The 26,137-nt window shown below is 40.2% G+C and carries 17 protein-coding genes; 12 read left to right on the top strand and 5 right to left on the bottom strand.

All coding sequences use genetic code 11. The annotated features are described in order from the left end of the window. The first annotated feature begins 4 nt into the window (after nucleotides 1–4). Together ACOB80_RS08765 and kynA are read left to right on the top strand one after the other, a co-directional pair. Nucleotides 5–1,411, top strand: coding sequence for an FAD-dependent oxidoreductase (locus tag ACOB80_RS08765; protein WP_473165439.1), 1,407 nt, complete (start codon nucleotides 5–7; stop codon nucleotides 1,409–1,411). A gap of 2 nt (nucleotides 1,412–1,413) precedes the next feature. Beyond that, entirely contained in the window at nucleotides 1,414–2,268 is an 855-nt protein-coding gene (gene kynA / locus ACOB80_RS08760) for a tryptophan 2,3-dioxygenase (RefSeq protein ID WP_473165438.1), read from the top strand. A gap of 66 nt (nucleotides 2,269–2,334) precedes the next feature. On the opposite strand, the gene ACOB80_RS08755 is transcribed toward kynA, so the two are convergent. Then, complete coding sequence (locus ACOB80_RS08755; protein ID WP_473165437.1) at nucleotides 2,335–5,550, bottom strand: beta-propeller fold lactonase family protein; 3,216 nt, start codon at nucleotides 5,548–5,550, stop codon at nucleotides 2,335–2,337. A gap of 168 nt (nucleotides 5,551–5,718) precedes the next feature. Next, nucleotides 5,719–8,964, bottom strand: a complete 3,246-nt coding sequence (locus ACOB80_RS08750) for a lactonase family protein (RefSeq protein WP_473165436.1) — start codon at nucleotides 8,962–8,964, stop codon at nucleotides 5,719–5,721. Nucleotides 8,965–9,282: 318 nt separating this feature from the next. Here ACOB80_RS08750 and ACOB80_RS08745 point away from each other — a divergent pair, with 318 nt between their 5' ends. The 3 genes from ACOB80_RS08745 to ACOB80_RS08735 all read left to right on the top strand — a co-directional run bounded on the left by ACOB80_RS08745 (nucleotide 9,283) and on the right by ACOB80_RS08735 (nucleotide 14,282). Next, nucleotides 9,283–10,866, top strand: a complete 1,584-nt coding sequence (locus tag ACOB80_RS08745) for a S41 family peptidase (RefSeq protein ID WP_473165435.1) — start codon at nucleotides 9,283–9,285, stop codon at nucleotides 10,864–10,866. A gap of 83 nt (nucleotides 10,867–10,949) precedes the next feature. Continuing rightward, complete coding sequence (locus ACOB80_RS08740) at nucleotides 10,950–11,888, top strand: LysR family transcriptional regulator (protein WP_473165434.1); 939 nt, start codon at nucleotides 10,950–10,952, stop codon at nucleotides 11,886–11,888. Nucleotides 11,889–12,074: 186 nt separating this feature from the next. Beyond that, a complete protein-coding gene (locus ACOB80_RS08735) occupies nucleotides 12,075–14,282 on the top strand; it encodes a family 20 glycosylhydrolase (protein WP_473165433.1) in 2,208 nt (735 codons plus the stop codon). Nucleotides 14,283–14,285: 3 nt separating this feature from the next. Here ACOB80_RS08735 and ACOB80_RS08730 read toward each other — a convergent pair whose 3' ends face one another. Next, on the bottom strand, nucleotides 14,286–15,185 hold the full coding sequence (locus ACOB80_RS08730; protein WP_473165432.1) for an alpha/beta hydrolase: 900 nt from the start codon (nucleotides 15,183–15,185) through the stop codon (nucleotides 14,286–14,288). A 215-nt stretch (nucleotides 15,186–15,400) separates the two neighbouring features. Between ACOB80_RS08730 and pepN the strand changes: the two genes are divergently transcribed. Further along, the gene (pepN, locus tag ACOB80_RS08725) at nucleotides 15,401–18,103 is read left to right on the top strand and encodes an aminopeptidase N (protein WP_473165431.1); all 2,703 of its coding nucleotides are present in this window, start codon (nucleotides 15,401–15,403) and stop codon (nucleotides 18,101–18,103) included. An 89-nt stretch (nucleotides 18,104–18,192) separates the two neighbouring features. On the opposite strand, the gene ACOB80_RS08720 is transcribed toward pepN, so the two are convergent. Then, nucleotides 18,193–18,654 (bottom strand): TlpA disulfide reductase family protein, encoded by a 462-nt coding sequence (locus ACOB80_RS08720; RefSeq protein WP_473165430.1) that lies wholly within the window; start codon nucleotides 18,652–18,654, stop codon nucleotides 18,193–18,195. A gap of 324 nt (nucleotides 18,655–18,978) precedes the next feature. Between ACOB80_RS08720 and ACOB80_RS08715 the strand changes: the two genes are divergently transcribed. The 3 genes from ACOB80_RS08715 (at nucleotide 18,979) to ACOB80_RS08705 (ending at nucleotide 22,240) form a co-directional block, all read left to right on the top strand. Next, nucleotides 18,979–19,449, top strand: a complete 471-nt coding sequence (locus ACOB80_RS08715; protein WP_473165429.1) for a (2Fe-2S)-binding protein — start codon at nucleotides 18,979–18,981, stop codon at nucleotides 19,447–19,449. Further along, complete coding sequence (locus tag ACOB80_RS08710) at nucleotides 19,449–21,629, top strand: xanthine dehydrogenase family protein molybdopterin-binding subunit (protein WP_473165428.1); 2,181 nt, start codon at nucleotides 19,449–19,451, stop codon at nucleotides 21,627–21,629. The genes ACOB80_RS08715 and ACOB80_RS08710 overlap by 1 nt, the downstream gene beginning before the upstream one ends. 149 nt (nucleotides 21,630–21,778) lie before the next feature. Next, nucleotides 21,779–22,240 carry a hypothetical protein gene (locus tag ACOB80_RS08705; RefSeq protein WP_473165427.1) on the top strand — a complete coding sequence of 154 codons (462 nt, stop codon included), beginning with the start codon at nucleotides 21,779–21,781 and terminating at the stop codon, nucleotides 22,238–22,240. Here ACOB80_RS08705 and ACOB80_RS08700 read toward each other — a convergent pair. Next, nucleotides 22,221–22,601, bottom strand: a complete 381-nt coding sequence (locus tag ACOB80_RS08700) for a hypothetical protein (RefSeq protein WP_473165869.1) — start codon at nucleotides 22,599–22,601, stop codon at nucleotides 22,221–22,223. The genes ACOB80_RS08705 and ACOB80_RS08700 overlap by 20 nt on opposite strands. Nucleotides 22,602–22,965: 364 nt before the next feature. On the opposite strand from ACOB80_RS08700, the gene ompR reads away from it, so the two are divergent. The 3 genes from ompR (at nucleotide 22,966) to ACOB80_RS08685 (ending at nucleotide 26,083) form a co-directional block, all read left to right on the top strand. Beyond that, on the top strand, nucleotides 22,966–23,691 hold the full coding sequence (gene ompR / locus ACOB80_RS08695) for an osmolarity response regulator transcription factor OmpR (RefSeq protein ID WP_473165426.1): 726 nt from the start codon (nucleotides 22,966–22,968) through the stop codon (nucleotides 23,689–23,691). A 9-nt stretch (nucleotides 23,692–23,700) separates the two neighbouring features. Then, nucleotides 23,701–24,996, top strand: a complete 1,296-nt coding sequence (gene envZ / locus ACOB80_RS08690) for a two-component system sensor histidine kinase EnvZ (protein WP_473165425.1) — start codon at nucleotides 23,701–23,703, stop codon at nucleotides 24,994–24,996. Between the two features lie 70 nt (nucleotides 24,997–25,066). Beyond that, nucleotides 25,067–26,083, top strand: a complete 1,017-nt coding sequence (locus ACOB80_RS08685; protein WP_473165424.1) for a flagellar hook-basal body complex protein — start codon at nucleotides 25,067–25,069, stop codon at nucleotides 26,081–26,083. The last annotated feature ends 54 nt before the right edge of the window (nucleotides 26,084–26,137 follow it).

The following is a 26,137-nucleotide window of genomic DNA, read 5'->3' as shown; positions in this document are numbered from 1 at the left end:
CCTTATGGACAAAGAACGCATTAATATTAACGGTGCTGGTCCTGTTGGCGCGCTGCTGGCGCTGATGTTGGCAAAACGTGGTTATAAAATCGATTTGTTTGAGTCGCGACCCGATTCGAGAAAAACCAACATCTATCAAGGTAAATCTATCAACTTGGCTTTGTCTGACCGAGGTTGGAAAGCGCTGCAGGCAGTTGGTATTGATGAGGATATTCGCCAAGACGCTATTCCTATGTATTCAAGAGTCATGCATGATATCCAAGGTAACTTAACCGAGCAGCCTTATGGTAAAGAAGGGCAAGCGATTTGGTCGGTTTCGCGTGCAGGCATTAACGAGAAGCTTATCGAGTTAGCGGAAGCAGACGAAAACGTTGATATCTATTTTGATCATAGGTTAGTTCAGCTTAACTTTAACGATCAAACGGCCGTATATCACTACGACGGTGGCAAGATTAAAAACCACGAAGCTGATCTTATATTCGGTGCAGATGGTGCTTTTTCCAAAGTTAGACGGTTAATGCAAGAACTGCCACGAGAACGCATTAGCTATAGCTTAGAGTATATGCCGCAAAGCTATATTGAATTAACGATTCCAGCAGGTGAAAACGCAAGCTTTCGCATGGAAAAACATGCGCTACATATCTGGCCGCGTAAGCAGTTTATGTTGATTGCATTACCTAACCCTGATGGCTCGTTTACCTGTACTTTGTTTATGGATTTGCAAGGTGAAGTCTCTTTCGAAGCCTTAGATACGAAAGAAAAAGTGACGCAGTTTTTCGACGAAAACTTTGCCGATGCTATGCCATTACTTGAAAACCCAGTCGAAGAGTTTATGGAAAAATCGCCAGCGCCTCTATGTTTGGTGCATATTTACCCTTGGCTAGTAAATGACAAAGTAGCGCTTATCGGTGATGCTGCGCACGCTATGGTACCGTTTTATGGGCAAGGCATGAATTGCGGATTTGAAGACAGTCGTGTTCTTGCTGAGTTGGTTGATGAGCATCAAGGTGACTGGCCTAAAGTGTTAAACCAGTACCAACAAGAACGTAAAGAAAATGGCGATGCGATTATCGAGCTTGCTAAGCGTAATTTTGTTGAAATGAGTGATTTAGCGGGTGATGCTAACTTTTTGTTGCGTAAGAAAATTGAAGCGGCGTTTCACCAAAAATACCCTGAACTTTGGGTGCCACTTTATTCTATGGTGACCTTCTCTCCAGATATTTCATATTCCTATGCATTAGCGCAAGGCGATCTTCAACGAGAGATCATGGACGAAGTGATGGCGATGGATAATATCGAAAACTGCTGGGACAGCGAAATAGTGTTTAACAAAATTTATGATTTAGCCGTTCAAAAGCTAGCGACAGGTAAGCTCGTCGAGGCCAAATCAAATAGAAGTAAGGAGGCATAATTATGGTATGCCCACACGCCCAAAACAGTAACTACCGAGCTGTTGAAGACTCTATCCACACTGATTTCAAAGACAATATGTCATACGGCGATTACTTGTGCTTAAACCAAGTACTAACGGCACAGAAGCCCGTGTCAGAACAGCATGATGAGATGCTATTTATAACCATTCATCAAAGCAGTGAATTGTGGTTAAAACTTGCTGGATACGAGCTTTCTGCGGCAATTAGCAATATTCACCAAGCCGATTTTGGTCATGCTTTTAAAGTGATTTCTCGCGTAAAACAAATTTTTAATCAACTGACACAATCGTGGCATATATTGTCAACGCTAACACCAGTCGATTACTTAAAATTTCGCGATGCCCTTGGCCATTCCTCAGGCTTTCAATCCTACAGTTATCGCAAACTCGAATTTTTACTCGGTAATAAAAACAAGGCGCTGTTATCGGTACACGAAGCGACACCGGACATTCATCAAGAGCTCACTAGTGTGCTAGAAGCGCCAAGTTTGTACGATGAGGTGATTCGCGTTTTAGCTGAAAAGGGTTTACCGATTGACAAGAGTACCCTAGAAAGAGATTTCTCTGAACCTTATCAAGCAAACAAGTCTGTGCTAAACGCCTGGTTAAAGGTTTATCAAAATGCAGATGAGTATTTTGAGCTATATGAGCTTGCTGAAAAGTTAATTGATATTGAAGATGCCTTTCAGCAATGGCGTTTTAAGCATATGTATACAGTGCAACGTATCATTGGCAATAAGCAGGGGACGGGTGGATCTTCAGGTGTAGGCTTCTTGAAAAAAGCCTTAGATATAAGCTTTTTCCCTGAATTGTTCGAACTGAGAACACATTTATAAAATTTTCACATATTTATAATTAAAAAGGACACCTTACAGTGTCCTTTTTTACTCAAATTACGCTGGTTATTTTGCTGACAACTTTAATACACTGTAATTGCCGTTGCTCAGTTTTAACCAAATAACCGAGTGATCATCTGAGGCTGTAATACCGTCAATGTCAAGCGGGTCTTCGCCTGAAAACTTGCCAAAATCACCAGAAATAGATGAATCGCTAATAAGCTCCATACCTTGTTCTGTGAGGCGATAAATGCTTAACTCTATCGTTGTACTGTCTTTTACGTGAATAAGAGCAAATTCATCATCTTTTACTTTAAATACATCCCTGTAACCATCAGCTTCTATCGATGCTAATGGCTTTGAACTTCCATCAAATCGATAGAAAGATAATTTTTTGTTGCCTTCAACTGCAATAAAACTATCTTTTAAATAGACGAATTTGTTTGCTGACGTTGGAAAGTCAGCTGCTGCTTGACCTACATGTGTTAATGAGTCGCCAAGTGTAAAGTGATCACCCATCCACACCATATGGTCATTTTGTATAAACGGTAAACTGAAATAGTTTTTAAAATATTCCTCGTGCCAATCGTTTTCAAAGCCACCCAAAGGTACAAGTTGCAAGCTTTCTTGGTTTATAGAAAAAACAAAAATACCATAAACTGTGTTATTTGATTCGTTCCACGATGCCGCTGTGACAAAGTACTTTCCAGATGAATCGACATATGCTAGGAAAATTGAAGCATCTTGTTGTGCGCTAAATAGCTCACCATGAGATACCGTTCCTAGAGCATTGTCCACTTCAGTTACTACTGCAAATTGATATTCATCAGCGTCGTTACGGTAATAGTAAATAGAAGCGTCTTTATTGATAGTGGCCACTCTTCGGTAGTAAATTTCTTCTTCACGATTATGTTGAAAATGTAGCTGACTTGCACTTAACTCATTCGACGGGTTAACTGATACGTGGACTTTAGATAAAAGGTCTCTACTGTTAAAATCGAAAAACTTAGAATTTAACACCACGTTGGTGCTTGTTGCCCCTGCAATCCTGGTATCTTTAAAGTAGTTGTAACCCAGCATGTGATTTGTCACTTCTAATGTTGAATTGTCAATTTCTAACAACATATCGTGATAATACCCCGGCATATATATTTTATTGTTCGCTGCCGCCATACTGAAACCTATCTCAGGAATGGTTGTTTGCTGCCTATTAGTTAACTGTCCACCTACAAGGTCAAACTTAATCAATTCGATGGTACCCGTATATTGGTTTGATGCTATATACAGTGCATTATCTGTTAATTGTATTAATTCCGGCGTACCAGAAGTAAACAGGCTTGTAGATTGCAATATACTCGGCACACCTTCGTCACTTATGTCTATGGTATATAGATATAAGTCAGTTGCCATATAAAACTTATTTCCCGTGTGTGCAGGAACTAAAATAGCTGAACGACTATCGTCAACAAAGGCATGTCCACTGGCAGTGTGAGGGACGAATTTTGTTACTGCGGTAAGAGAGCCTGTTTCTTTATTACGCGTATAAATATTCGCAGTTGTACCACTATCACTCCAAATACCAGGCTCACCTAAAAGAACATAATCGCCACTGGCAGTAATATCAAAATTGTCTGCATCATCAACAGGAACCCTCGCTTCGAGAGCTTCTTTAAAAATGAGAACTCCTGTGCTTGGATCTACGGAAAAAATGAGAATTAGGCTGTGGTTGATTGGTGAATATGCGTATAAATGTCGATTGTCAGGTGAAAGTTTGATAATTTGGGATTCGTGCCTTTCAAAGACAGTGCTTTCAGTAAAGCCGATTTCAGTTAATTCCCCTGTACTTGTATTACGACTGAACGATGCAATGCCAGGATATCTATTTCGTATAGTTGTTCTGTAGAAGTAATTGCCGTCACTAGAGATATCAATACTTAAACCTTTACTATCAGGGTTATGTTGGTCGATCCAAGTGCTAGATTGTCCGTCAAGTGCTCCCGTCTCTGACAGTGGCAAAATTTCAATTCGACCTTTACCACTAATATATAAAAATTTGTTATCAGGGCTAATAACGGTATTCATACTATTAGCTAGCTTTCCATCACTAATTTGGCCGATAGACTTGTAATGTGTTGCCCTATTAGCATCATTCGGAAATACATCAGCGTTATCGCCAGTACCGTCATCGTCAGTATCAGCCCATTCACTGCTATCAGTTGGGAAGGCGTCATCGTTATCGCTATAGCCATCGCCATCGAAATCAACAAAAGGCACGAAATTGCTAATGATGATATCGGTTGTATCATTGGCAAATGCCTGAGTGTCGATGTCATCATTGTTTGTTAAAGCTGTTTCTGCAATAAGCGTCGCTTTTAAACCGGCAATGGTCAGATTATCTGTGTTAGGAATAATTGTGGTTGCCATCGTTGCAGTAAATTCTGCAACATGAGCCATTTGGTAACCGGTTAGTGCTTCATCAGCCTGTTTAGCATCAAGTACACCGTCAGTTAAATCGGCAGTAAGGGTCGTGAAAATATCTTGTGAAGGTGATCCTGAAACATCAGCAATGCGATAAACACTTGCGCCTAAAGCTTCAATGGCTTGACGATAGTAAAGTACGGCTTGTTGGTCAGCTAACTCTGCTGTGGAAGCAGTTAAAATAGCTGAAGTATTAAAAAAGTCGATAGTCGTATCGCGCAATCCCACCACAGTTTTCACTTGTTCAGATGCGACAGCTAAAGCGGCTTCTAGCTCAGCGATAGAGGTTGAGCCATCGTTATCACCTTGATAAAAGCTGTTAGTCATATCGGCATTTGCTAACGCAACTTTTAGCGTTAAGTCTGATAAAGGTGTCGCGAAAATTTCTTTGTCATTTTCAATTTCTGCTTTGGACGCCAAAGTAGTAAAAGTCGAAATAACTGGCCTAGTATCTGTTGTTAAGTCGATGCCGTTATCTCCAGCACTGACTTCGATAATATAGTAATCGCTAAGCGGCTCTTTTAATTCAAGGTCAGCAAACTCTGCTTGTGCGTTCGTGGAACCAGAAGTAACCAATTCACCTTTTCCGTCTGCTTTGCCTGTATCTAGGGTATAGATACTAACAAGCCCGTTAGCGATAGGCCCTTTAATGCCGTAACCATTAACATCGTAAGTTACCGTTGGAGTGGGTGGTGGCGTATCGGTGACAGGTGTTTTAGCAGAGCTACTTGAGCCACCGCCACCACAGGCAGATAATAAGACAGAAGTACATAATGCACTTAACATCAAATGAGAAGATTTCATTCTAAGTCCCTTTATTTTATGGTTATTATTATGAGTGTTGCTTTTTGTGCGGCATTCTAACATTAAAATTTTCAATAGTAAGAAAACCGCGTGAAAATTAGCGTTATTTACAATATTGTATCGCTAAAAAGGACACTTTTATGTGTCCTTTTTAAATACATACTATTTTTATTTAGCTGATAGTTTTATCAGGCTGTTATTTCCTGAATCGAGTTTTAGCCAAATCACACTGTTATCGTCTTGAGCAACCATACCATGGATGTCACTTCTTTCATCTTCTGGTATATGACTATAACTGCCAGTAATTATAGATTTTGAAGTCTCTTCAACTGCTTCTTTTGATATACGATAAGTTATTAATTCAATCTCTGTTTCATTGATTAAGGTGAAAGATGCAAATTCGTTGTCACTTATTTTAAGAAGCTCGACATGGTGAGCTTTGTCAATGAAGAACGGGAGTTTGACCAGAGCTTCAGGTTCAGAATCTACAACATGAAAATTCATCGCGTAAAATCCATCATCGCTCGCTTCATCTTCTACACTAACTACAAAGTTACCCACTTGAGTAAACTCAAATGGTAAGTTTCGCCATGACGGGCTAACGTCCTCTTCAATGGTTAGGTTTTGAGCTAGCGTATACTGACTTCCAAGTAAGAATACACTAGAGCCTTTAAAATAAGGCTGAGCTAAGCTTGGTTCAAAATACCAGTCATTTTTGTGCCTACCTAGTTCAGTTAAGGTGTTTTCTTCTACATTGACTTCGAATGCAATTACTCCAAACGCCCAAAACCTGTCGTCAACAAATCTCGCGTTCGCTAAAAGGTATTTTGAGTCAGGTGATAAATAAAAATTATAGAATTCTACCGGATCTTGTGCGGTATACAGTTGGTGGGTAGCTAACTGTGTGTGTTCTTTCGTTTTCTTATCAATAAATGAATATTCTATGGTTCTGTCTAAATTACGAGTTAAAGACAGAGTCTTACTCTCGTTTATTACTGCATAGTGATAGTTATGTAAGTATTTGTCCCTAGCGACTGCAAAAGAAGAATATTGACCGTTAATGACGTTATCATTAGAGGACATTTTTATATCAACATATCCTCTAGTTAATGTGTTGTACTTCATAAGAGCGGTGTCACTAGCTGAAGCATGTGTCATCGTTGCATAGCGAAGGTTGTTAGAACCAAAAGCTAATGTGTCGATTTCAAGAGAATTTTGTTCTACTTGCAAGATTACATCGCTATTGTGTGTCGGCGTAAATATTGTCGAGTCTGTTAAAGACATTGATGCAGCGTACTCTGATAGCGTTACATGCTTAGCTGGTTCAATCGATAAAGATTCTAATGGATATACAGATAGCTGTGCTTTACGCTGCGGTTCCTCTAATCGACTCATTACCGCAACAAATTCATCGGTAGTTTTGATTAAATAAGGTTCGCTATTTTCTGGTAACTCATTGTGGCTAATTACCGCGGGGTTTCCCTGAACATCGATAGATAGACTATATACATAACGCTGCGAACTCATGAAAAAATCATTTCCTGAAGTTGCAGCAGCCACTATAGAAGAGGAATTGTATTTTTCTTCTTCCAAGTTTAATGCTTCGCTTGGAGCGAAAGTCGTATGGCGATTAAGAGCTCCCGTAATATCATCAATTTTGTAAATAACAATTTCAGCCCCTGAATATAGTTCCCAATTTAATACTGACAGCAGGGCATATTCTCCTGTCGAGGTGATATCAAATACGTCCTCTCTAACACTGATTGGGTCTGTGCCTGGGCTAAAACTATGCGTGCTCGAATGGGCTAATGAGCCGTCAGCTTCGGAAATAGAAAATATAAATATATCGCCGTTATAGTTAAATGGAGAGTACACATAAAGGTGCTTACCATTTGGCGACATTTTTATTAAGTCTGGTCCATTGTATTGTCCTGCTGGGCTTTCAACAAAACCTATTTTAGTTAACGCCCCAGTTTCTAAATCTCGCTTTAGTGATGTTATTACATTTATTCCCTCGACTTTTGTCGCGCGATACAGGTATTCACCATTAGGCGAAATTGCCACACCGTAAGTTTGAACGTCTAAGGCCTCACTTTCCCACCAAGTGGTAGAGCTTTCTAGGGCATTGCCACCTTCATCAAGTGGAATTATTTCGATTCGCCCTAGGCCACCAACATACATAAATTTATTGTCAGGGCTGATTACAGAGGAAGAGCTTTGCTTTAGTGTTCCATCACTAATTTGGGCAACAGACGTGTAATGTGTTTTTCTATTGGCATCGTTAGGGAAAACATCTGCATTATCGCCAGTGCCGTCATTGTCACTATCCGCCCATTCATTGCTATCAGTAGGAAAGGCGTCATCGTTATCGCCATAACCGTCACCATCGAAATCAACAAAAGGTACGAAATTACTAATGATGATATCGCTTGTGTCATCAGCGAATGCTTGGGTGTCGATATCTGTATTGTTTGTTAAATTAGTTTCTGCAATAAGCGTCGCTTTTAAGCCGGCAATGGTCAGATTATCTGTGTTAGGAACAACTGTGGTTGCCATAGTCGCAGTAAACTCAGAAACATGAGCGACTTGATAACCTGTTAGTGCTTCATCTGCCTGTTTAGCATCAAGAACACCGTCGGTTAAGTCCGTAGTAAGCGCATGGAAAACATCTTGTGAAGGTGCGCCTGACACCTCAGCAATGCGATACACGCTTGCGCCTAGAGCTTCAATGGCTTGGCGATAGTACAGCACGGCTTGTTGGTCAGCTAACTCTGTTGTGGATGCAGTTAAAATAGCAGGGGTGTTAAAAAAGTCGATAGTCGTATCGCGCAAACCTACAACTGTTTTTACTTGCTCAGAAGCAACGGCCAAAGCCGCTTCTAGCTCAGCAATCGATGTTGAGCCATCATTATCACCTTGATAAAAATTGTTAGTAATATCGGCATTTGCTAACGCAACTTTTAGCGTTAAGTCTGATAAAGGGGTAGCAAAAACCACTTTGTCATTGTCAATTTCCGCTTTGGACGCCAAGGTAGTGAAACTTGAAATAACAGGCGTAGCATCTGTTGTTAAGTCTATGCCATTATCACCGGAACTGACTTCGATAATATAGTAATCGCTAAGTGGCTCTTCTAGTTCAAGGTCAGTAAATTGTGCCTGCGCGCTAGTGGTGCCAGAAGTGATTAGTTCACCTTTACCATCAGGTTTACTGGTATCTAGGGTATAGATACTAACAAGCCCGCTAGCGATAGGACCTTTAATGCCATAACCATTGACATCATGAGTCACAACAGGGGTTGGTGTTGGCGTATCGGTGACAGGTGTTTTGGAAGAGGTACTTGAGCCACCGCCACCACAGGCAGATAATAAGACAGAAGTACATAATGTACTTAACATCAAATGAGATAATTTCATTCTAAGTCCCTTTATTTTATGATAATTATTTTGATAAGTGTGCCGCATTTTATCAGTAAACTTTTACAATCGTTCAATTAAAATGGAATAATGTATGCAATTTTTTTCGTGGTTTTAGAATATAGAATCGTTGTGAGAATTTAATGAAAACATTGCTGCAAGGTAGTATTGCCTTTCATTTAATAGAGTTAGTGTCATTATTACTATCCAGCTCGAATGACACCAAAGTGAACTGTTAATTGTTTGTAAAAATTAATTGTATTATTCTAGAGCGTATCTTTATATTAGGTAGTTTCAAATGGAATTGCAGGAGTAGTTATGCACGTATCAAAATTTCTATCGTTGGTGTTAGTCACAGCATCATCTTTTAGTTTACTTTCCGCATGTGGCGGAGGTGGCGGCGGAGGGTCTTCCACTGGCTCTTCAACTAATAATGGTAATAATAATTCTGGGAACTCTAACAACGGTTCAACGTTTACTTGGGTGGCCGGAGAATATGACGATTATGACGACTTAGCTGGTTTATGTGAAGCAAATGACACTGGCTCAGCACTTACCGAAAAGCTATGGATCCGCTCTTACAGTAACGATACGTATCTTTGGTATGATGAGTTGCCAGACCCAAACCCTGATAGTTACTCTGTGTCAGATTATTTTCAGGTGATGAAAACTCAAGCATTAACCCCTTCAGGTAAACAGAAAGATCAGTTCCATTCTTCTATGCCTACAGAAGAGTGGATCGCACAGTCGCAATCAGGCAGTAGCTTGGGTTATGGTTTGAATATCTCAATTCAACAAGGATTAGGTATTGAGCGCACTATTACGGTTACCTACACAGATGCTAACTCTCCGGCAAGTGCCGCTAATATTAATCGAGGCGCAAAAATTTTAACCATTGATGGTGTAGACGTTGCAACAGCTAACACACAATCTGAAATTAATACGTTAAATAACGGCTTATTTCCGAGCGATTCTGCAAATCATGAATTTGTAGTTTCTCACCAAGGAGAAGAGAGAACGGTCACGTTAACACCAGAAGAGGTTGTGTCAGATCCTGTTCCTATTGTAAAAACAGAAACGGTTGCAGGGCAAAAAATTGGTTACATCGCTTTTCATTCTCACAATGCTATCGCAGAAAGCGGCCTATTCAATGCGTTTACTGAGCTTGCCCAAGAGAATGTTGACGAGCTTGTGATAGATTACCGCTATAATGGTGGTGGTTATTTAACGCTTGCGAGTGAAACGGGGTATATGATTTCGGGCGAGCAAACTGAAGGCGAAGTTTTTGAAGAACTAACCTTTAACGACAAGCATACAACACATGATCCTATTAATGGTACATTGCTATCGCCAACACCTTTTTACAGCACGTCTTACGGCTTCAGCCCAAGTGATCTAGTCGCTGGTGTTAGTTTACCTACACTAAATTTAAATCGCGTTTTTGTTTTAACGTCTGGTAATACGTGTTCAGCTAGTGAGTCATTAATTAATGGCTTACGTGGTATTGGTGTTGAAGTCATTCAGATTGGTACAACAACTTGTGGTAAGCCTTATGGCTTCTACCCAGCTGACAATTGCGGTACTACGTATTTTACGGTGCAGTTTAGTGGTGAAAATGCTGAAGGCTTCGGTGATTATGCTGATGGATTTACGCCAAGCGAAATGCCGAATTTACCTACTGATATTAAGGGATGCCCAGTTGAAGACGACTTCACTCAACCTCTAGGTAACTCTCAAGAGCAGGTATTTGCTAGCGCGTTACACTACATAGAATATGGTGAATGCCCTGAGTTGCCATTGGTTCAACAGGCAGCGCGCAAACAAGTCAGGGGCAGTTCTTTAAAAGTCATTGATAATAGACCTCACAGCCAAGTATTCAACAATACTATCTATCTAAAGTAGTTTTATCATAAACTATTCATACAATTTTGGTTAATAGCGTAAACTCATTCAATTGCTGAATGAGTTTACGTTGAGAGATTATTGTGGATATTACAAAAAGTCAGTTGTCTATTAGCCACCTAAAAATGATCAGCCAGTTAGCGAAAAGTGGCACGGTGAAAGAAGCTGCTGACGCATTATTTATAACTCAGCCTGCATTAACTAACCGTATTCGTGAAGCAGAGCGTCGTTTAAATGCGTCGTTATTTTATCGCCGTGGTCGCAATATAGTGATGACAAATGCTGGTAAGCGTTTACTCGTTTCTGCAACAAAAATTCTTGATGAGTTAAATCGTGCTGAACATGATATTTCTCGCATGAATCAAGGTGTAGAACAGGTATTGCGAGTGAGTTTACCTCACTATGCGTCTTTTGGTTGGTTGCCACAGTTACTTGAAGGATTTAGTGAGAAGTTTCCTGAAATCGAATTGGAGTTTACCTCACAATCGCCAATTAAACCGCTTGCTTCTTTGTACGCGAATGATGTGGATATGGCGTTAACATCCTCGGCAACGAGTATGCTAGTGCCCGAAAGTCAGGCGTTTGTCGCTCGGCGTTTAGTGGAAGATGAATTAGTTGCTTGTTTATCTACTGCTCATGCGAAATGTCAGTACAAATATTTGAAACCAGAAGACTTTCGTGACGAAACCTATGTCACTAACTCGACGGTGCCAGAAAAAGACAGAGAGTTTGAGTTATTTTTTCAGCCCGCAGGCATAGTGCCACGCAAAGTTTTACAAGTTGGCTTTAATGAAGCTATCTTCGAACTAATTAAAGCAAACCAAGGCATTTCTATATTCACACGTCGTCAATTTGAAAAATACCAAGCAACACTTGCCGATAAATCCATTAAGTTATTGCCCTTAAAAGAAAAAGGGTTACCTCTTTATTGGCATTTAGTATATGCCGATCAAGCTAGTAACATAGAAGCAGCGCGGTTGTTTCGCCAACTATTTGCTCAGTATGTAGAAAGCAAAGGGTAGTTGCACAAATCAATGGTGAGATAATTTGTGCATTCAACTCTCTAAATGTTGACCAATTGGTGATAGACTAGCGCTTTCGTAATACCAAAATACAATACTGCTTTGGGTTGATTTGTGCGTAATTTTCTTTTTACTTTTTCACTTTATTTTTTGTGCTTTTTTACTGCTAGTGTTTTTGCATCACCGATGCTTTCAGAAAACAACACTGAAACAAGCACAACTCATAGTGATGCTGAAGTTAGCCTACCTAAAAATTTAACGCTTTCGATAAGCGGAGTTTCAAAAAAACGCAAAGCGTATATTCAACAAACGTTTCAACAAAATATTGAAAGATTAGGCTACACACTTAATTCATCACAACAAGAGGGTGCTTTTCCCGTTCATATTGATGTTCAGGGCTTGATGACCTTTGTGTTTAATGATGCCGATATTGAGCAAGATGAAACGGTTATAATGACGGTTTCCCCTGAAAAGCTATTTATAGAAAGCCAAACCGAAATAGGCGCGTTACGTGGCTTAGCTGAAATTTCCCAGCTGCTTTTTAAAGCATCACCAGCAAACAAGTTGTCCTTAGGTACTTATGTTATTAAACCTCATCTAAAGTTTAGGGGCTTGTCTTTAAATCTTGCTGAATCCTTTCTTCCTTTGCCTGTACTGAAGCAGCAAATTGATCTGATGGCTTTTAGTAAGCTAAACGTTCTACTGTTAACTTTTACCAGTGATGCGACTACACGAATTGATTTATCAGCCGTGAATGGCGACATTAAGCTAAGTTTACAAGAACCGTTTTATTCGAATGAAGACTTAGCTGAGATTATTCGTTATGCCGCGGTAAGAGGCATAGATATTGTGCCTTCACTTTCTTTGTTTAGTAGTAACAAGCAAGAGTTAACTCAACTGTTAATGCATTATAAAGGCTTATTTCCTGGTAGATATTTGCAAGTGGAAGTTGCGAATATAGCAGGGCTATTGAATAAGGCTCCAAGTGAGCAAAAATTGGCGGTTGACTCTTTAACTCTTGAAGAGAATGAATTAGAAGTAGTTGAGAAAGCTAATATAGAGACAAAGAATGCTCCTGAAACAGAGCTTTTACTTTCTCTGTTAACGCAGGCAGAAAGCTACAATCGTAAACTCATTTTGTTAGACAAAGAAAAAAATGAACGCGCCGTCTTAGGCAACGCTATCGATAATGCCGATACTCTTGATAGTAACGGTGGCGAACTTATTACTGAACAGCGATTTCATCATTTATCGTTAACTTCACAACGCCCTATGGCTCTCGCAAGAGAGAGACTTGTTGATCTAGAGCCGAGGCCTTCTCGTGCTATTACAGAAATTGACAACTTTAATCGTTGGCAGTTTACGGTATTTAGCCAGTCTGGGAAGCAGTATCAAGCAGAGCTGTTGGCACATTTTCGTCAGGGCTTAGCATTAGAAATTTACTTAAGGTTAAAATCAGGACAATTGCTTAAAGCACGCATCAAGCAAGCTCGAGCCGTAAAGCAAGGAAATAGTTTATTTGAGCTTGATACGCCTTGGGGTTATGCCAGTGCAAGTGTGTCCTTCAACGCATCGGACTCTTATAATGGTCGAGTAATTATCGCTGGCCAGTCATATAACATCAGTTTATCTGATTCAGCGCCAATTGCTAAAGAAGAATGGCAAGCATTATGGGCAGCGGAGAGTAAGCCAAAAGCCTACTTAGGTGCAGTTGTTTCACCAGCGCCTGATAGCATTCACGCTAACAATATTGATATTATGCTTTGGCCTCATTTGGCGATTTTGGCACAACAATTGTGGCAAGATGACACGCAAAGTATGCCGGCCTTTTGGTCAGAATATCAGTCGACATTTAACTATTACGCTTTCCTCAAGGCGAAAAATAACACCCAGCAACGTGAGGGCTTTCAGGCTTTGGCATTTAAAAACTCACAAGTACAGTCGTTGGTGGAATTAGCACAGCAGCTAACGCCTGCGTGGAATAGCTTTTCAAACGTTGAAGATCAGGTACAGTTTAATCACTTTCTACCGATAATGACCTCTTCACAACTAGCATTCCAAAAAGGACTAAGCAAATTTAAACAAGGCGATATTTCTGGCTTAAGGCATATATTAAAGCAACTGCATCATTGGCACTTCCAATATGAAGCTGTCATCGATTTAATTCAAAGTGCGCCTAAACTGTCTTTTCTAGCGCCGTTGGCAAAAGACGCACGTACCGTTAATTTGTTAGCACTTACTATTGCGCAAAATTGCTATGTTGGCACTCGTTTGTCAAAAGTGCACGCTAATAGAATGGAAGCTCACCTTCATCGATTATACGATAAACATCAAAGTACTTTGCTACATACTGCCTTAATGACAGAGCAACTTCTTAATCAATGTCGCCGATAACATTTAATCTACACGTGAGATAAGTGAGCATACTGCTGCGCCTAATTCAGAGCGCGTGTTTGCAATGTCCATGATAACGTCAAAGTGATTTCTACCGGCAATCTCAATACAAGTATTGGCAATATCATCATTGGTTAACTGTCGGGATAGAGCATTTGTCTGCTCTTTAAATGATTTCGTTTCGTTTTCGCCATAGGCGAGTAACATTAAGCAGTCTTTTAATTTAGAAAAATCCGATATATTTAACAACGGACTGTGTTTTTCTATTTCTGCCTGCGTAAGTGATAGAGCATCGTTAATGTAGGTATGCTGGATTGGGGAAATATCGTAAATACCGCTGACGGCAATAACGCCTTTGACGGTATTATGATGAGGAGCGTCACCCTCGAAGTATCGAGACCAATCAGTTAATGCTGCTTCTAAGGCTAAATGCGCACCAGCAGAACTTCCCGCGAGTATTATTTTGTTTGCATCGTAATCCCACTTTGCACAATGCTGGTATAGAAAAGCGATTGCTTGACGAACTTCGTTAACGATTTCCGACAAACTTGCCACCGGTGCCAATGTATAATCAAGCACCGCGACATGGTAGCCTTGCTGTTGAAAGCTATTACATGAAAAACTAGATTCTTCTTTGCTTAGTTCCTGCCAGTAACCACCATGAATGTAAACTATTAGCGCCTTTGTATTCTTTACCTGTGCTGATGGCAAATACATATCTAAAGTTGTAGTGGCTTTACTTGAGTATGGAATGCTTTCTTCTATGAGTTGGTTAGCTTGTGCCCAAGATTTATTTTCTCGACTTTCTTCTACGTAACGCTGAATATATTCATTGATGTCTGTTACACAGCTACTTGGTGAATACTCTTTTTCTAATGTGGCTTTATCTAACTCACAGTGCATCGGTCATCCTCTATCTTTTTTAATTATTCTGTCATTAGACATGCCAACAAAAATAATGATATTTACTTCATCAAAACATTCAGTAATTGAATGTAACAATTTTTCTCGGCTAAATCGCCAGCGAGTTTAAGTATAAGAAATAGATATATGCTATAACGAGTCGTTCAGCGTTTTTAAAACAAATTTCCAATAATAAAAAAGAAAGGTATTTCTTCATGACCCCCAAGAGAACTTTAATTAACAGTGCGATAACCTTGGCGTTATCGGCAACTGTAGTGACATTAAGTGGATGTGGTAAACAAGAAACAACTGCAACCGAAGCCGCTCAGCCAGCAGTTGTTGAGTCTGCCTTGCCTTCTGTAGAGAGACAATTGAGTGAATCGCTCTATGAAGACTATGCGAAAATGCGTGCAAAACAGGTGAGTAATGTCAGTTACAATTTGCAAGTGACGCTTAACGGAGAGTCAGCTAACTTTTCTGGCGTTACTGATATTACCTTTGACTTGGCGGCTAATAATCAAAATGATTTAACCATCGATTTTGATGAAGGAACTGTTTCAAGTGTCAAAGTAAATGGTAAAGAAGCTAAGTTCAATTATGAGAAGTGGTTCATTACTGTACCTAAATCAGAATTATCTACGGGCAAAAATACGGTAACTGTCGCTTATGAACGCCCTTATTCAACAGACGGCTCAGGTTTACATCGTTTCGTTGATCCTGAAAATGGCGAAGTGTACTTATACACTGATTTTCAGCCATTTGACGCTAATCGATTGTTTCCGCATTTTGACCAGCCAGATCTTAAAGCCACTTATTCGACTCAAGTAACAGCCCCTAAAGATTGGCAGGTTATCACGTCCGTCCGCGAAACAGCCGTAAAAGAAGTGGGTGATAGTAAAGTTTGGGATTTCCCTGAATCAGCTAAATTCTCATCATACATTTATTCATTACATGCAGGTAATTACGCTGTTTGGGAAGATCAGTATGAAGATATTCCACTGAGACTATTTGCTCGCCAGAGTTTGGCCAAGTATGTAAATACAGAAGAGTGGTTTGTCCCAACTAAGCAGAGTTTTAAGTTCTTTAACGACTACTTCGATGTTCGTTACCCGTTCTTAAAGTACGACCAAGTGGTTGCGCCAGATTTTAATGCTGGAGCGATGGAGAATGTTGCCGCGGTTACCTTTAATGAAGGCTATATTTCTCGCGGTGAAAAATCGACACGCGCAAAAATGAGCCTAGCTAATGTAATTGCTCATGAAATGGCACATATGTGGTTTGGTAACTTAGTTACTATGCGTTGGTGGAATGGCCTTTGGTTAAATGAGAGTTTTGCTACTTATATGGCAAACCTTGAAGTTGCGGAAGCGAGCGACTTTAAAAATACCTGGGATGTATTCTATTCAGGCACAAAACAATGGGCTTATAGAAGTGATGATTCTGTTAATACGCACGCAATTGAACTACCTGTTTCATCAACAGGTGATGCACTCACTAATTTCGATGGAATAACCTACGGTAAAGGGGCGTCAGTATTAAAACAGCTTCCTTATTACTTGGGCGAAGAAAACTTTCGCGTCGGTGTCAGCAACTATTTGAAGAAGTTTTCTTATCAAAATACAGAGTTAGATGACTTTATTAATGAGCTAGGAAAAGCCGCAAATAAAGACATGACACAATGGACGCAAGACTGGCTATATAACGCAGGCCTTAACACCATAAAAGTGAATTACCAGTGTAGTGAAGGCAAGGTGTCGCAAATGTCTATTGCGCAAAGTGCACCTGCAGACTACCCAACATTGCGAGAACAACGAGTTCAGGTGGGTATGTATAACCTTAGCGGCGATTCAATGAAGCTTAGCAAAGCGGTACCGGTTATGTATTCTGGTTCAAGTACAGAAGTAAAGGACGCTATCGGCTTACAATGTCCTGAACTTGTGTACCCTAACGAAGGTGATTGGGGTTTTGTCAAAGTCGATCTTGACGACAAGTCTTTAGAATCGGTAGAAAAGCATATAAATCAAGTTGAAAGTGCCACTATGCGCCTAATGCTATGGCAAAGTCTGTCTGACAGTGTTCGAGATGCAAACCTTTCTGCTGACAAATTTGTGCACTTCGCAATAGCTAACATCGAAGGCGAGCAAGATTACAACGTTATTCGAAAAATTGCGTCGAGCTTAACCACTGCACTAGGTTACCTAACTACCGCGACAAGATTGGATGACAGTAAAGATTACAGCGAGCTATATAAAGAAGTAGAAGATTTATATTTACGTCTTTTAGAAAAATCTCCAGCTGGTTCTGATTTACAGAAAATGTGGTATGGACGCTATGTTGGTGTTGCTAAAACACAAAAGCATTTAAAAAACCTATTGGCTATTCTGCAAGGTGAAAAATCTTATGATGGTTTAACCATAGATCAAGATAAGCGCTGGGGCATTGTTGCTAACTTAAATCGCTATCAATATGCCAATTATCAAGCGTTACTTGAAGCAGAAAAAAATGCTGACAGCTCAGATACTGGTGTTAAAAATGCTATTTATGCTGAGGTAGTTCGTCCAGATGAAGCAGTTAAAGCTAAATGGTTTGATGTCGTAATAAACAATCCAGATAACCTCAAACTTTCTACACTACGCTATGTCATGTGGGGGCTATTCCCGTCTGAGCAGGCGCACCTTGAAGCGCCATATAAAGAGCGAGTGTTAGCGCATATCCCTAAACTAAATGAAGGAAGTGATTTAGGATTGCTAAGTGCATTTGCAAGTAGCATGTTACCTGGTGAATGCACAGCAAGCAGTGAAGCTGATCTTGCTAAACTTGTAGAGCAATATAAAGACATGAAGCCGCAAGTGTTAAAAACGGTAAAAGCGCGCCATCAAAATGTTGGTCGTTGTGTTAAAGCACTAAGTCTTTTATAACGTAATAAAAGCGTTGAGTGAAAAAAAGGGCAGTATATTCTGCCCTTTTTAGTTCCAATTTTATGTGTTTGTAAAAAGTTAACTATTAGCTAGCTTTTGCTTAGTAAGGTCAGAATTTCTTCTTGATACTTCAGTTTTTTTTCTGCGTTAAACCCTACATGAGCACTCACTATTTTGCCTTCGCGGTTAATGATAAAGCTGCTTGGCATCCCTTTTAATTTAAAGGTTTTTGTTAGCGCGCCTTTAGGATCATAGAATACGGGAAAGTTAGCCGGTACTTCCGCCAGAAATGCTTGCGCATTTTTTTGTTGTGCATCTAAATTAACACTGATCACAGTAAAGCCTTTCTCTTGATGTTGGCTCTGCATTTCGTTCATCCACGGAAAAGACTGGCGACAAGGCACACACCACGACGCCCAAAAGTCGACATAAATTACTTTTCCGCTGTGATTATTTATCAATTGTTCAAATTGTTCTATGGTGTCACTTTTGTCGTTTGCCGACAGTGAAAGCGATAAAAAAATGACTATTAGCCCAGCGAGTAGACGCATGTTTTCAACCCTTTTTAATTTTTTATTTACGTATATAAAGCTTGGCAAGTTCACGAAAGATCGAAAATAGCGGCTACTGATACAAATGTCGACACGGTACTCTGTAACAAATTATGAATGTCGAGTTGTTAATTTTGCCAATAAAGGCTTTAATCGTCTAGGACTGTAAAAAATTAAAAGACTTATTTAGCAGTATAACTTTGAACAGTTGCAGGAATATTATTTACTGAAATTATAGCACTTTAGGGGTGATGCAGGCTGATACACCAAGGGCAGGTGAGATGAGCAGGCGCAAGTGTTATCTAAATTAATTATGTGGCTATTATGAAAAATACGATAACGATAAATGGCGAAAAGCAGGAAGTATCCGTTGATGGCAATATGCCATTACTGTGGTTTTTGCGTGATACTTTAGAAAAAACCGGAACTAAATTTGGCTGTGGTGCAGGCTTATGTGGCGCTTGCACTGTACATGTTGATGGCGTGGCTACACGCGCCTGCATAACACCTGTAAGTGCTTTATATGGTAGGGAGATTACCACTATTGAAGGTTTATCCGACAATGGTGACCATCCGTTACAAAAGGCATGGGTTAATAATAATGTGCCGCAGTGCGGTTATTGTCAGGCTGGGCAAATCATGAATGCGGCTAGTTTGTTAAAGCAAAACCCTAAACCAAGCAGTGATGATATCGATAACGCTATGCAAGGTAATATTTGTCGCTGCGGTACCTATCAACGCATTAAAAAAGCGATCGCAGAAGCGGCTGATACCTTAGCCAAGGAGGTGTCGTAATGGATAAGTTAGCAATGAATCGACGCGACTTTATCAAAGTATCGACATTAGCGTCTGGTGGCCTAGCCATTGGGGTCAGTATTCCATTTGCAGGGATGGCGCAAGCGAGTGAGAGCAATTCAGCGCAATTTAACCCCAATGCATTTGTTCACTTGCATGAAAGTGGTGAAGTTGAAATTTATTGTGGGCGCTGTGAAATGGGACAGGGCATTAATACTGCGCTACCTGCTGCCGTTGCAGATGAAATGGAAGCTGATTGGCAGCAAGTTACTGTTCGACAAGCTGATGGTGACGAAGAAAAGTATGGCCCACAAGGTACAGGCGGCTCAGCGAGTATACGCATTATGTTTGTACCAATGCGTAAAGCGGGGGCGGCGGCAAAATTAATGCTAATAGCTGCTGCAGCAAAAACATGGCGTGTTGCAGTAGAAGAATGTGAAGCTAAAAACCATTTTGTTTATCATAGACCTAGCGGTAAGAAGCTATCTTACGGGCAATTAGCGAGTTTAGCGGCGCAACAAGCCGTTCCTGAAGAACCTAAATTAAAAGATAAAGGTGAATATAACTATATTGGTAAATTTATTCCTAACCAAAATATCGAGCAAATTGTTCAAGGACAACTCACTTATGGTGTGGATACAAAGTTACCTGGCCTTAAATATGCTGCGATTACTCACTGCCCTGTGTTAGGCGGTTCACTTAAATCGCTTAACAAAGATAAAGCTTTAGCGATGAAAGGTGTTGAGGATGTCGTTGTTATTGACCGATTAGAAATGCCATTCGGCTCTATTGGCGGGGTTGCCGTTGTTGCCAATAACTCTTGGGTTGCTCAGCAAGCGGTAAAATTACTGGAAATAGAGTGGGATAAGGGCGTAAATGGTAGTTATGACACTAAGTCTTACAAAGCCTCGCTAGTTAAAAATGTTGAAAGCCCTGCTCAGTTAGTTACTGAAAGAGGGGATTTGCAAGGCTCGTTAAAGCAGGCACACAAAACATTAAAAGCAACGTATACGGGCGGACATTTAGCGCACGCGCCAATGGAGCCGAATGCTAGTGTTGTTCATGTAACTAATGACAGCTGTGAGGTGTGGGCTGCGACTCAATCGCCGAAAGCGATTCAAGAAACATTGGCTGCTTATTTAAAGCGTGATGTTAAAGATATATTAGTTCACGTGACCATGGCTGGCGGCGCATTTGGCCGCAAATTCAAATGTGATTATGTTCATGAAGCAGCAGTGATTTCACAACACATAAATGCGCCAGTGCAGTTAACTTGGTCACGTGAAGAAGATATGCGCACAGGTTACTATCACTCGATTAGCGCTCAGCATATGGAAGCGGGGATTGATGAAAATGGCGATATATCTGCGCTCTTACATCGCGTTGCTTTCCCTGCCATTGGTTCATTATTTAATCCTCAGCAAACGCGTCCAGCGGATCGAGATTTTTCGGCTGTTGATAACTACCCTTATGGCATTGCTAATTATCGAAGCGAAAGTGGTGAAGCGCCTGCGCATACACGAATAGGATGGTATCGCGCAGTTTACGCTATTTTTTATGGGTTTTCTTATTCATCGTTGACGGATGAATTAGCTTACTTGGCGGGTAAAGATCCGCTTACTTACTTAAATCAGCTTTATGATAACAACCCTAATGCCGAGCAAAAAGAGCAGGTTGAACGCTCTAAAGGTGTATTAAATTTGGCGGCAAAACATGCTGGATGGGCAAAGCGTGATAAGCTACCAAAGAACCAAGCGATTGGTTTAGCTGTTCATTATAGCTTCCAAAGTTATGTTGCTATGGCAGTTAAAGTCGAGGTGAATGGCGACGACATTAAAGTGCTTGAAGTTGATGCAGCAATTGATTGTGGTCAAATCCTCAATACCAATGGCGCTACTGCACAAATGGAAGGTGCTGTTGTGATGGGGATGGGGTTAACGCTTCGTACTGAGATCTCATTTAAAGAAGGCGCTGTCGTTAACTCTAATTTCCATGACTACCCGGTTATTCGAATTAACGAGATGCCGACCGTGCGTGTTCACATTGTTGACTCAGGCCACAACCCAACCGGACTTGGTGAACCAGGTGTTGCGCCTTTTGCCCCTGCGTTAGCTAATGCTGTATTTGCCGCTAGTGGCAAGCGTTATCGAGACTTGCCATTTAAACCTATGTCGATTTAGCTGAAATCGTCTACGTATTAAGGCCAGTTGTTATACTGGCCTTTTTAATTGCAACAATGTGTCACCCAAAGCAAAGATTCGCTATAACGTCTATAGATTTACGATTATACTTAATAAGGAAGATAACACTGCATTGAGTACGTAATTGAATGAAAGTAAATAGACTTTTTATTTTGATAGGGACGTTAGTATCTAGTTCGATATTTGCTGCGCAAGACGTTGCACCTGAGACATACAAAGAACGATTTGCCGACCAACATGAGAAATTGATCCCAATTGTTGCAGTAGCAGATATGTTTTATGGCTGTAATAAAGCTCGAGGTGTAGATAAAAGTTATCCAAGTATTCCTGATTTAGTGACCAAAGTAGATAAAAATAAGTTAGCTGAAAAGCTGAATAACTGTCTTGAGGGGGCATCACCCAATTCAGATGCGGCATTAAATTTTGGCTTAATTGGCTGTTTTGATGAACAGCTAAAAGATTTACCGGAAGCGGATAGAGCGTTGAAACAAAAGTTAGTGCGTCAGGCAATTAAAAAGCTATCTAAAGAAGAGCGCAAAAAATCCTTTACGCACTGTGTGACTGACCAAGCTATTTCCTATTTGCGTTAACTCGAGACTTCTTTGAGCTTTCGTTAAAAGAGCTAGGTAAAATATCCACACCAACCCACTTTCCTACTTTAATCACCACAGGGATGGTAATTGGCGCAAAGGGGAGTATTGCAAACACGCCTATGCCGACTCCTTTAACCACATCGAAAAACTGCTGATTGGCTTGTTTCATTTCTTCGGCTGTTGCTTGGCGTTTAGTATAGCGTTTATAGATGGCAAGCATTTCACGAGTTTCTTGTTTCTCTTGAGCTAGGGCAAATTTCACCAGCACAAGTTGGCGCTTTAATTTGGCGACTTGTCGGCGGCGACTAATAGAAACAACTCGACGAGGTGCTTTGAATACATGGATCCATACTTTCATTGCACTATTGTACACAGCCTTTCGTATATTAGTATAGTGTTTAAAAGTGATGAGAGTCTTCAGGAATCGTTGGATGAAAAATATACGGGTTTCGTCTAGACACTAAATTCAGCCTTGTAAAGTATTGTAATAGACTACAATGTAAGAGAATATTAACAGAATAGTGCAACTAGCTTGTTTAGTGATTACCGCCTAACTATCAATGATTATATTTTATAACTTTCATTTATAAGTGTTTGGTTTATCATAAAAAAATTGTTTAATAATTTGTAACAAATAGCAGTTGTTTGACACATACTTCTTTTGTTAATTCTACGAAAATTCGCTTATAGTAGATATTATACAAAAGAGCAAAAGGTGAGTTATGGGACAAGAAACACCTAAAATTATCGTTGTAGATGACGACATGCGTTTACGCGCGTTGTTGGAACGATACTTAGTTGAGCAGGGCTTTGTCGTTCGTAGTGCTGCTAATTCAGAGCAAATGGATCGACTACTTGAGCGTGAAAACTTTCATCTCCTCGTATTAGATTTAATGTTACCAGGTGAAGATGGCCTATCGATCTGTCGTCGTCTGCGTCAAGCAAGCAACGATATTCCAATTGTTATGTTGACGGCTAAAGGCGATGAAGTTGATAGAATTATCGGCCTTGAATTAGGCGCTGATGATTATATGCCAAAACCATTTAACCCAAGAGAATTACTTGCGCGAATTAAGGCGGTATTGCGTCGTCGTGTTACAGAAGCACCAGGTGCGCCAGCACAAGAAGAAAACGTCGTAGAATTTGGTGAATATTCGTTAAACTTGGCAACAAGAGAAATGACCAAGGGTGACATTAATATGCCGCTAACCAGTGGTGAGTTTGCGGTATTAAAAGCGCTTATTACCCACCCTAGAGAACCGCTTTCTCGCGATAAGTTGATGAACTTGGCCCGCGGACGTGATTATTCTGCATTAGAGAGAAGTATTGATGTACAAGTATCTCGTTTGCGCAGAATGCTTGAAGAAGATCCTGCTAAACCTCGTTATATTCAAACCGTATGGGGTTTAGGATACGTGTTTGTACCTGAAGGCAAAGCGGTGGCATAACATCACTTTATGAAAATTTTGCCACGTAGTGCTTTTGGGCAAACTATCCTATTAATAGGGGTGCTGTTGCTAATTAACCAAGCAGTATCCCTTATTTCTATTCTTATCTACATTGTTCAGCCTAATTCCGAGCAAGTTGATCAGCTGCTAGCAAAACAAATTCGCGTTATTTTTATCGAGGTCGACAAGCCTGTTGTGAGCACGAGCATGGTGGCTGCGTTTCAGCGTGAGACGGGAATAGGCGTATACGAAGAAGATGACGCCCTACCTGAAGGGCTCGCTGACGCAACTTATTATGAATATCGTTCTAAAGTGATGTCTGAGCTGTTAGGGGGCCCGGCTGAAGTTAGAATTACCTTAGGCGATGAATTTCTATTTTGGATTCGCCCACCTCAGGCGCCACAATATTGGGTGAAAATTCCTTTAACAGGTCTTGAACAAGCCAACTATTTGCCATTAATAATTATTCTGATGATCCTTGGTGGTTTAAGTGTCATGGGCGGGTGGCTATTCGTTAGACAGCTTAACCGCCCCTTGCGTGCGCTACAACAAGCGGCTCATCTAGTAGGGCGAGGTGACTTCCCTGAGCCTTTAAAAGAAAGAGGAACGACCGAAATTGTTTCAGTAACGGAAGCGTTTAATCACATGTCTCGTGGTATTAAGCAGCTAGAAGATGATAGAAATTTATTGATGGCGGGTATTTCGCACGACCTAAGAACGCCATTAACGCGAATTCGTTTAGCGACTGAAATGATGTCGAAAGAAGATGAATTCTTAAAAGAAGGTATCGACGCAGATATTGATGATATGAATACTATTATCGATCAGTTTATCGACTACATTCGCCATGATACACAAGACAAACTTGAATTGTCCGACCTTAACGTGCTGATTAATGAAGAAATACAAGCCGAGGCTATATCTGAGCGTACAATTCATTTTGATGCTGGTGATATTCCACAAGTCGCCATTCGCTATGTTGCAATAAAGCGAGTGCTTACTAACTTGCTGCAAAACGCTATTCGTTACACAGATGATGATATTCAGGTTAGCTCTGGCGTAGAACCAGGTAGTTCTTTGGTGTTTTTTCAAGTGTGTGATTCTGGTCCTGGCATTCCTGAATCAGAAATTGAACGCTTGTTTCAACCCTTTACCCAAGGGGATAAAGCGCGCGGCACTGAAGGCAGCGGGCTGGGTTTAGCTATTATCAAACGTATAGTTGATACTCATGGCGGCCGTATTATCCTTAAAAACCGAGAATCAGGTGGCCTTTGTGCTAAGGTCTTTCTACCTATTAATAAATAGTGATTATTCATCGTTAGTGCTATCAAAGGTTAGCTAACTAAAATTTAAATATAAAACAAAGGATAATGTTATGAACTACAAAAGGGTTTGCTGTGCTTCTTTCTTAACGCTATTAGTTGCTTGTGGATCGGATACAGGCTCCGAACAGAAGGTAAATGGAGCTGTTGAAATTAAAACATCCGCTGAGACTGACTTTTTGGTTCTTACTGATCAAAGCAACTCAGTTAATCAATATTTTACTCATAATGACCTCTTTTACTTTAATAGTGATGGTCACCTTGTATCTGAATCTGGATTCCACTTATTAGCATTCCCAGTAAATCAAGACGGTTCATCAGCATCGACCAGCCTTTCAACGACAGATACGGTTAAATTGAACTATCAGTGGGAACAAGCTAACGCCACAGATAACGTTCGTTTGAGCGCTAATTTGCCAAGTGATAATACAGAACTAGACGTAGGTGATTTTAATATTAGTGATCCGTTAACCTATAATCATTCAACATCGGTAACGTTATTCGACTCAACTGGCGAAGAACATACCCTGTCTATCTATTTTATTCGAGAACGAAACGATTCAAATACCTGGTTATTATCTCTATCTACTCATGATCAAATAGTGAGCTTATCAGAAGATATTAGATTAGATTTCAATGAATCTGGTGAATTAGATTTAAACGATAATGATCTTGATGGATTTTATACGTCTGGAAATGGTTTAGTTCAAGAAGTAATAGTCCCACTTCATAACGGCGCAGATGATTTAGTCTTAACTCTTGATTTTAGCAAAGGTATTACGTCTACCGATCAGTTTTATGAAGTGTCTTCTTTGGCTGTAACGGGAAACAAGGAGGATATGTTCGATAAGTTAACAATCGCATCTGATGGTTTAATAACACTGTCTTTTATAAGCGGTCGAGAAACATATATTGGAAGAGTTGCCCTAGCCAAATTTGAAAGTCCCAGTGAGTTAACTTACATTTCGAAATCAATTTGGCAACAGTCTTCGAGCTCTGGCAAGGCTATTTCAGGAGAGCCAGGTCAAGATAATTTTGATGAAATTAATTCTCTAGTCTATAACTTTTAAAAATTAATCGAAAAGGTGTGGTTGGAATAATATGAGCTTTAAAAACATTGTGTT

This window comes from Thalassotalea coralli (assembly GCF_055786205.1).
The sequence above is the reverse complement of the archived record's forward strand: the minus strand, read 5'-3'. Positions and strand labels throughout refer to the sequence as shown.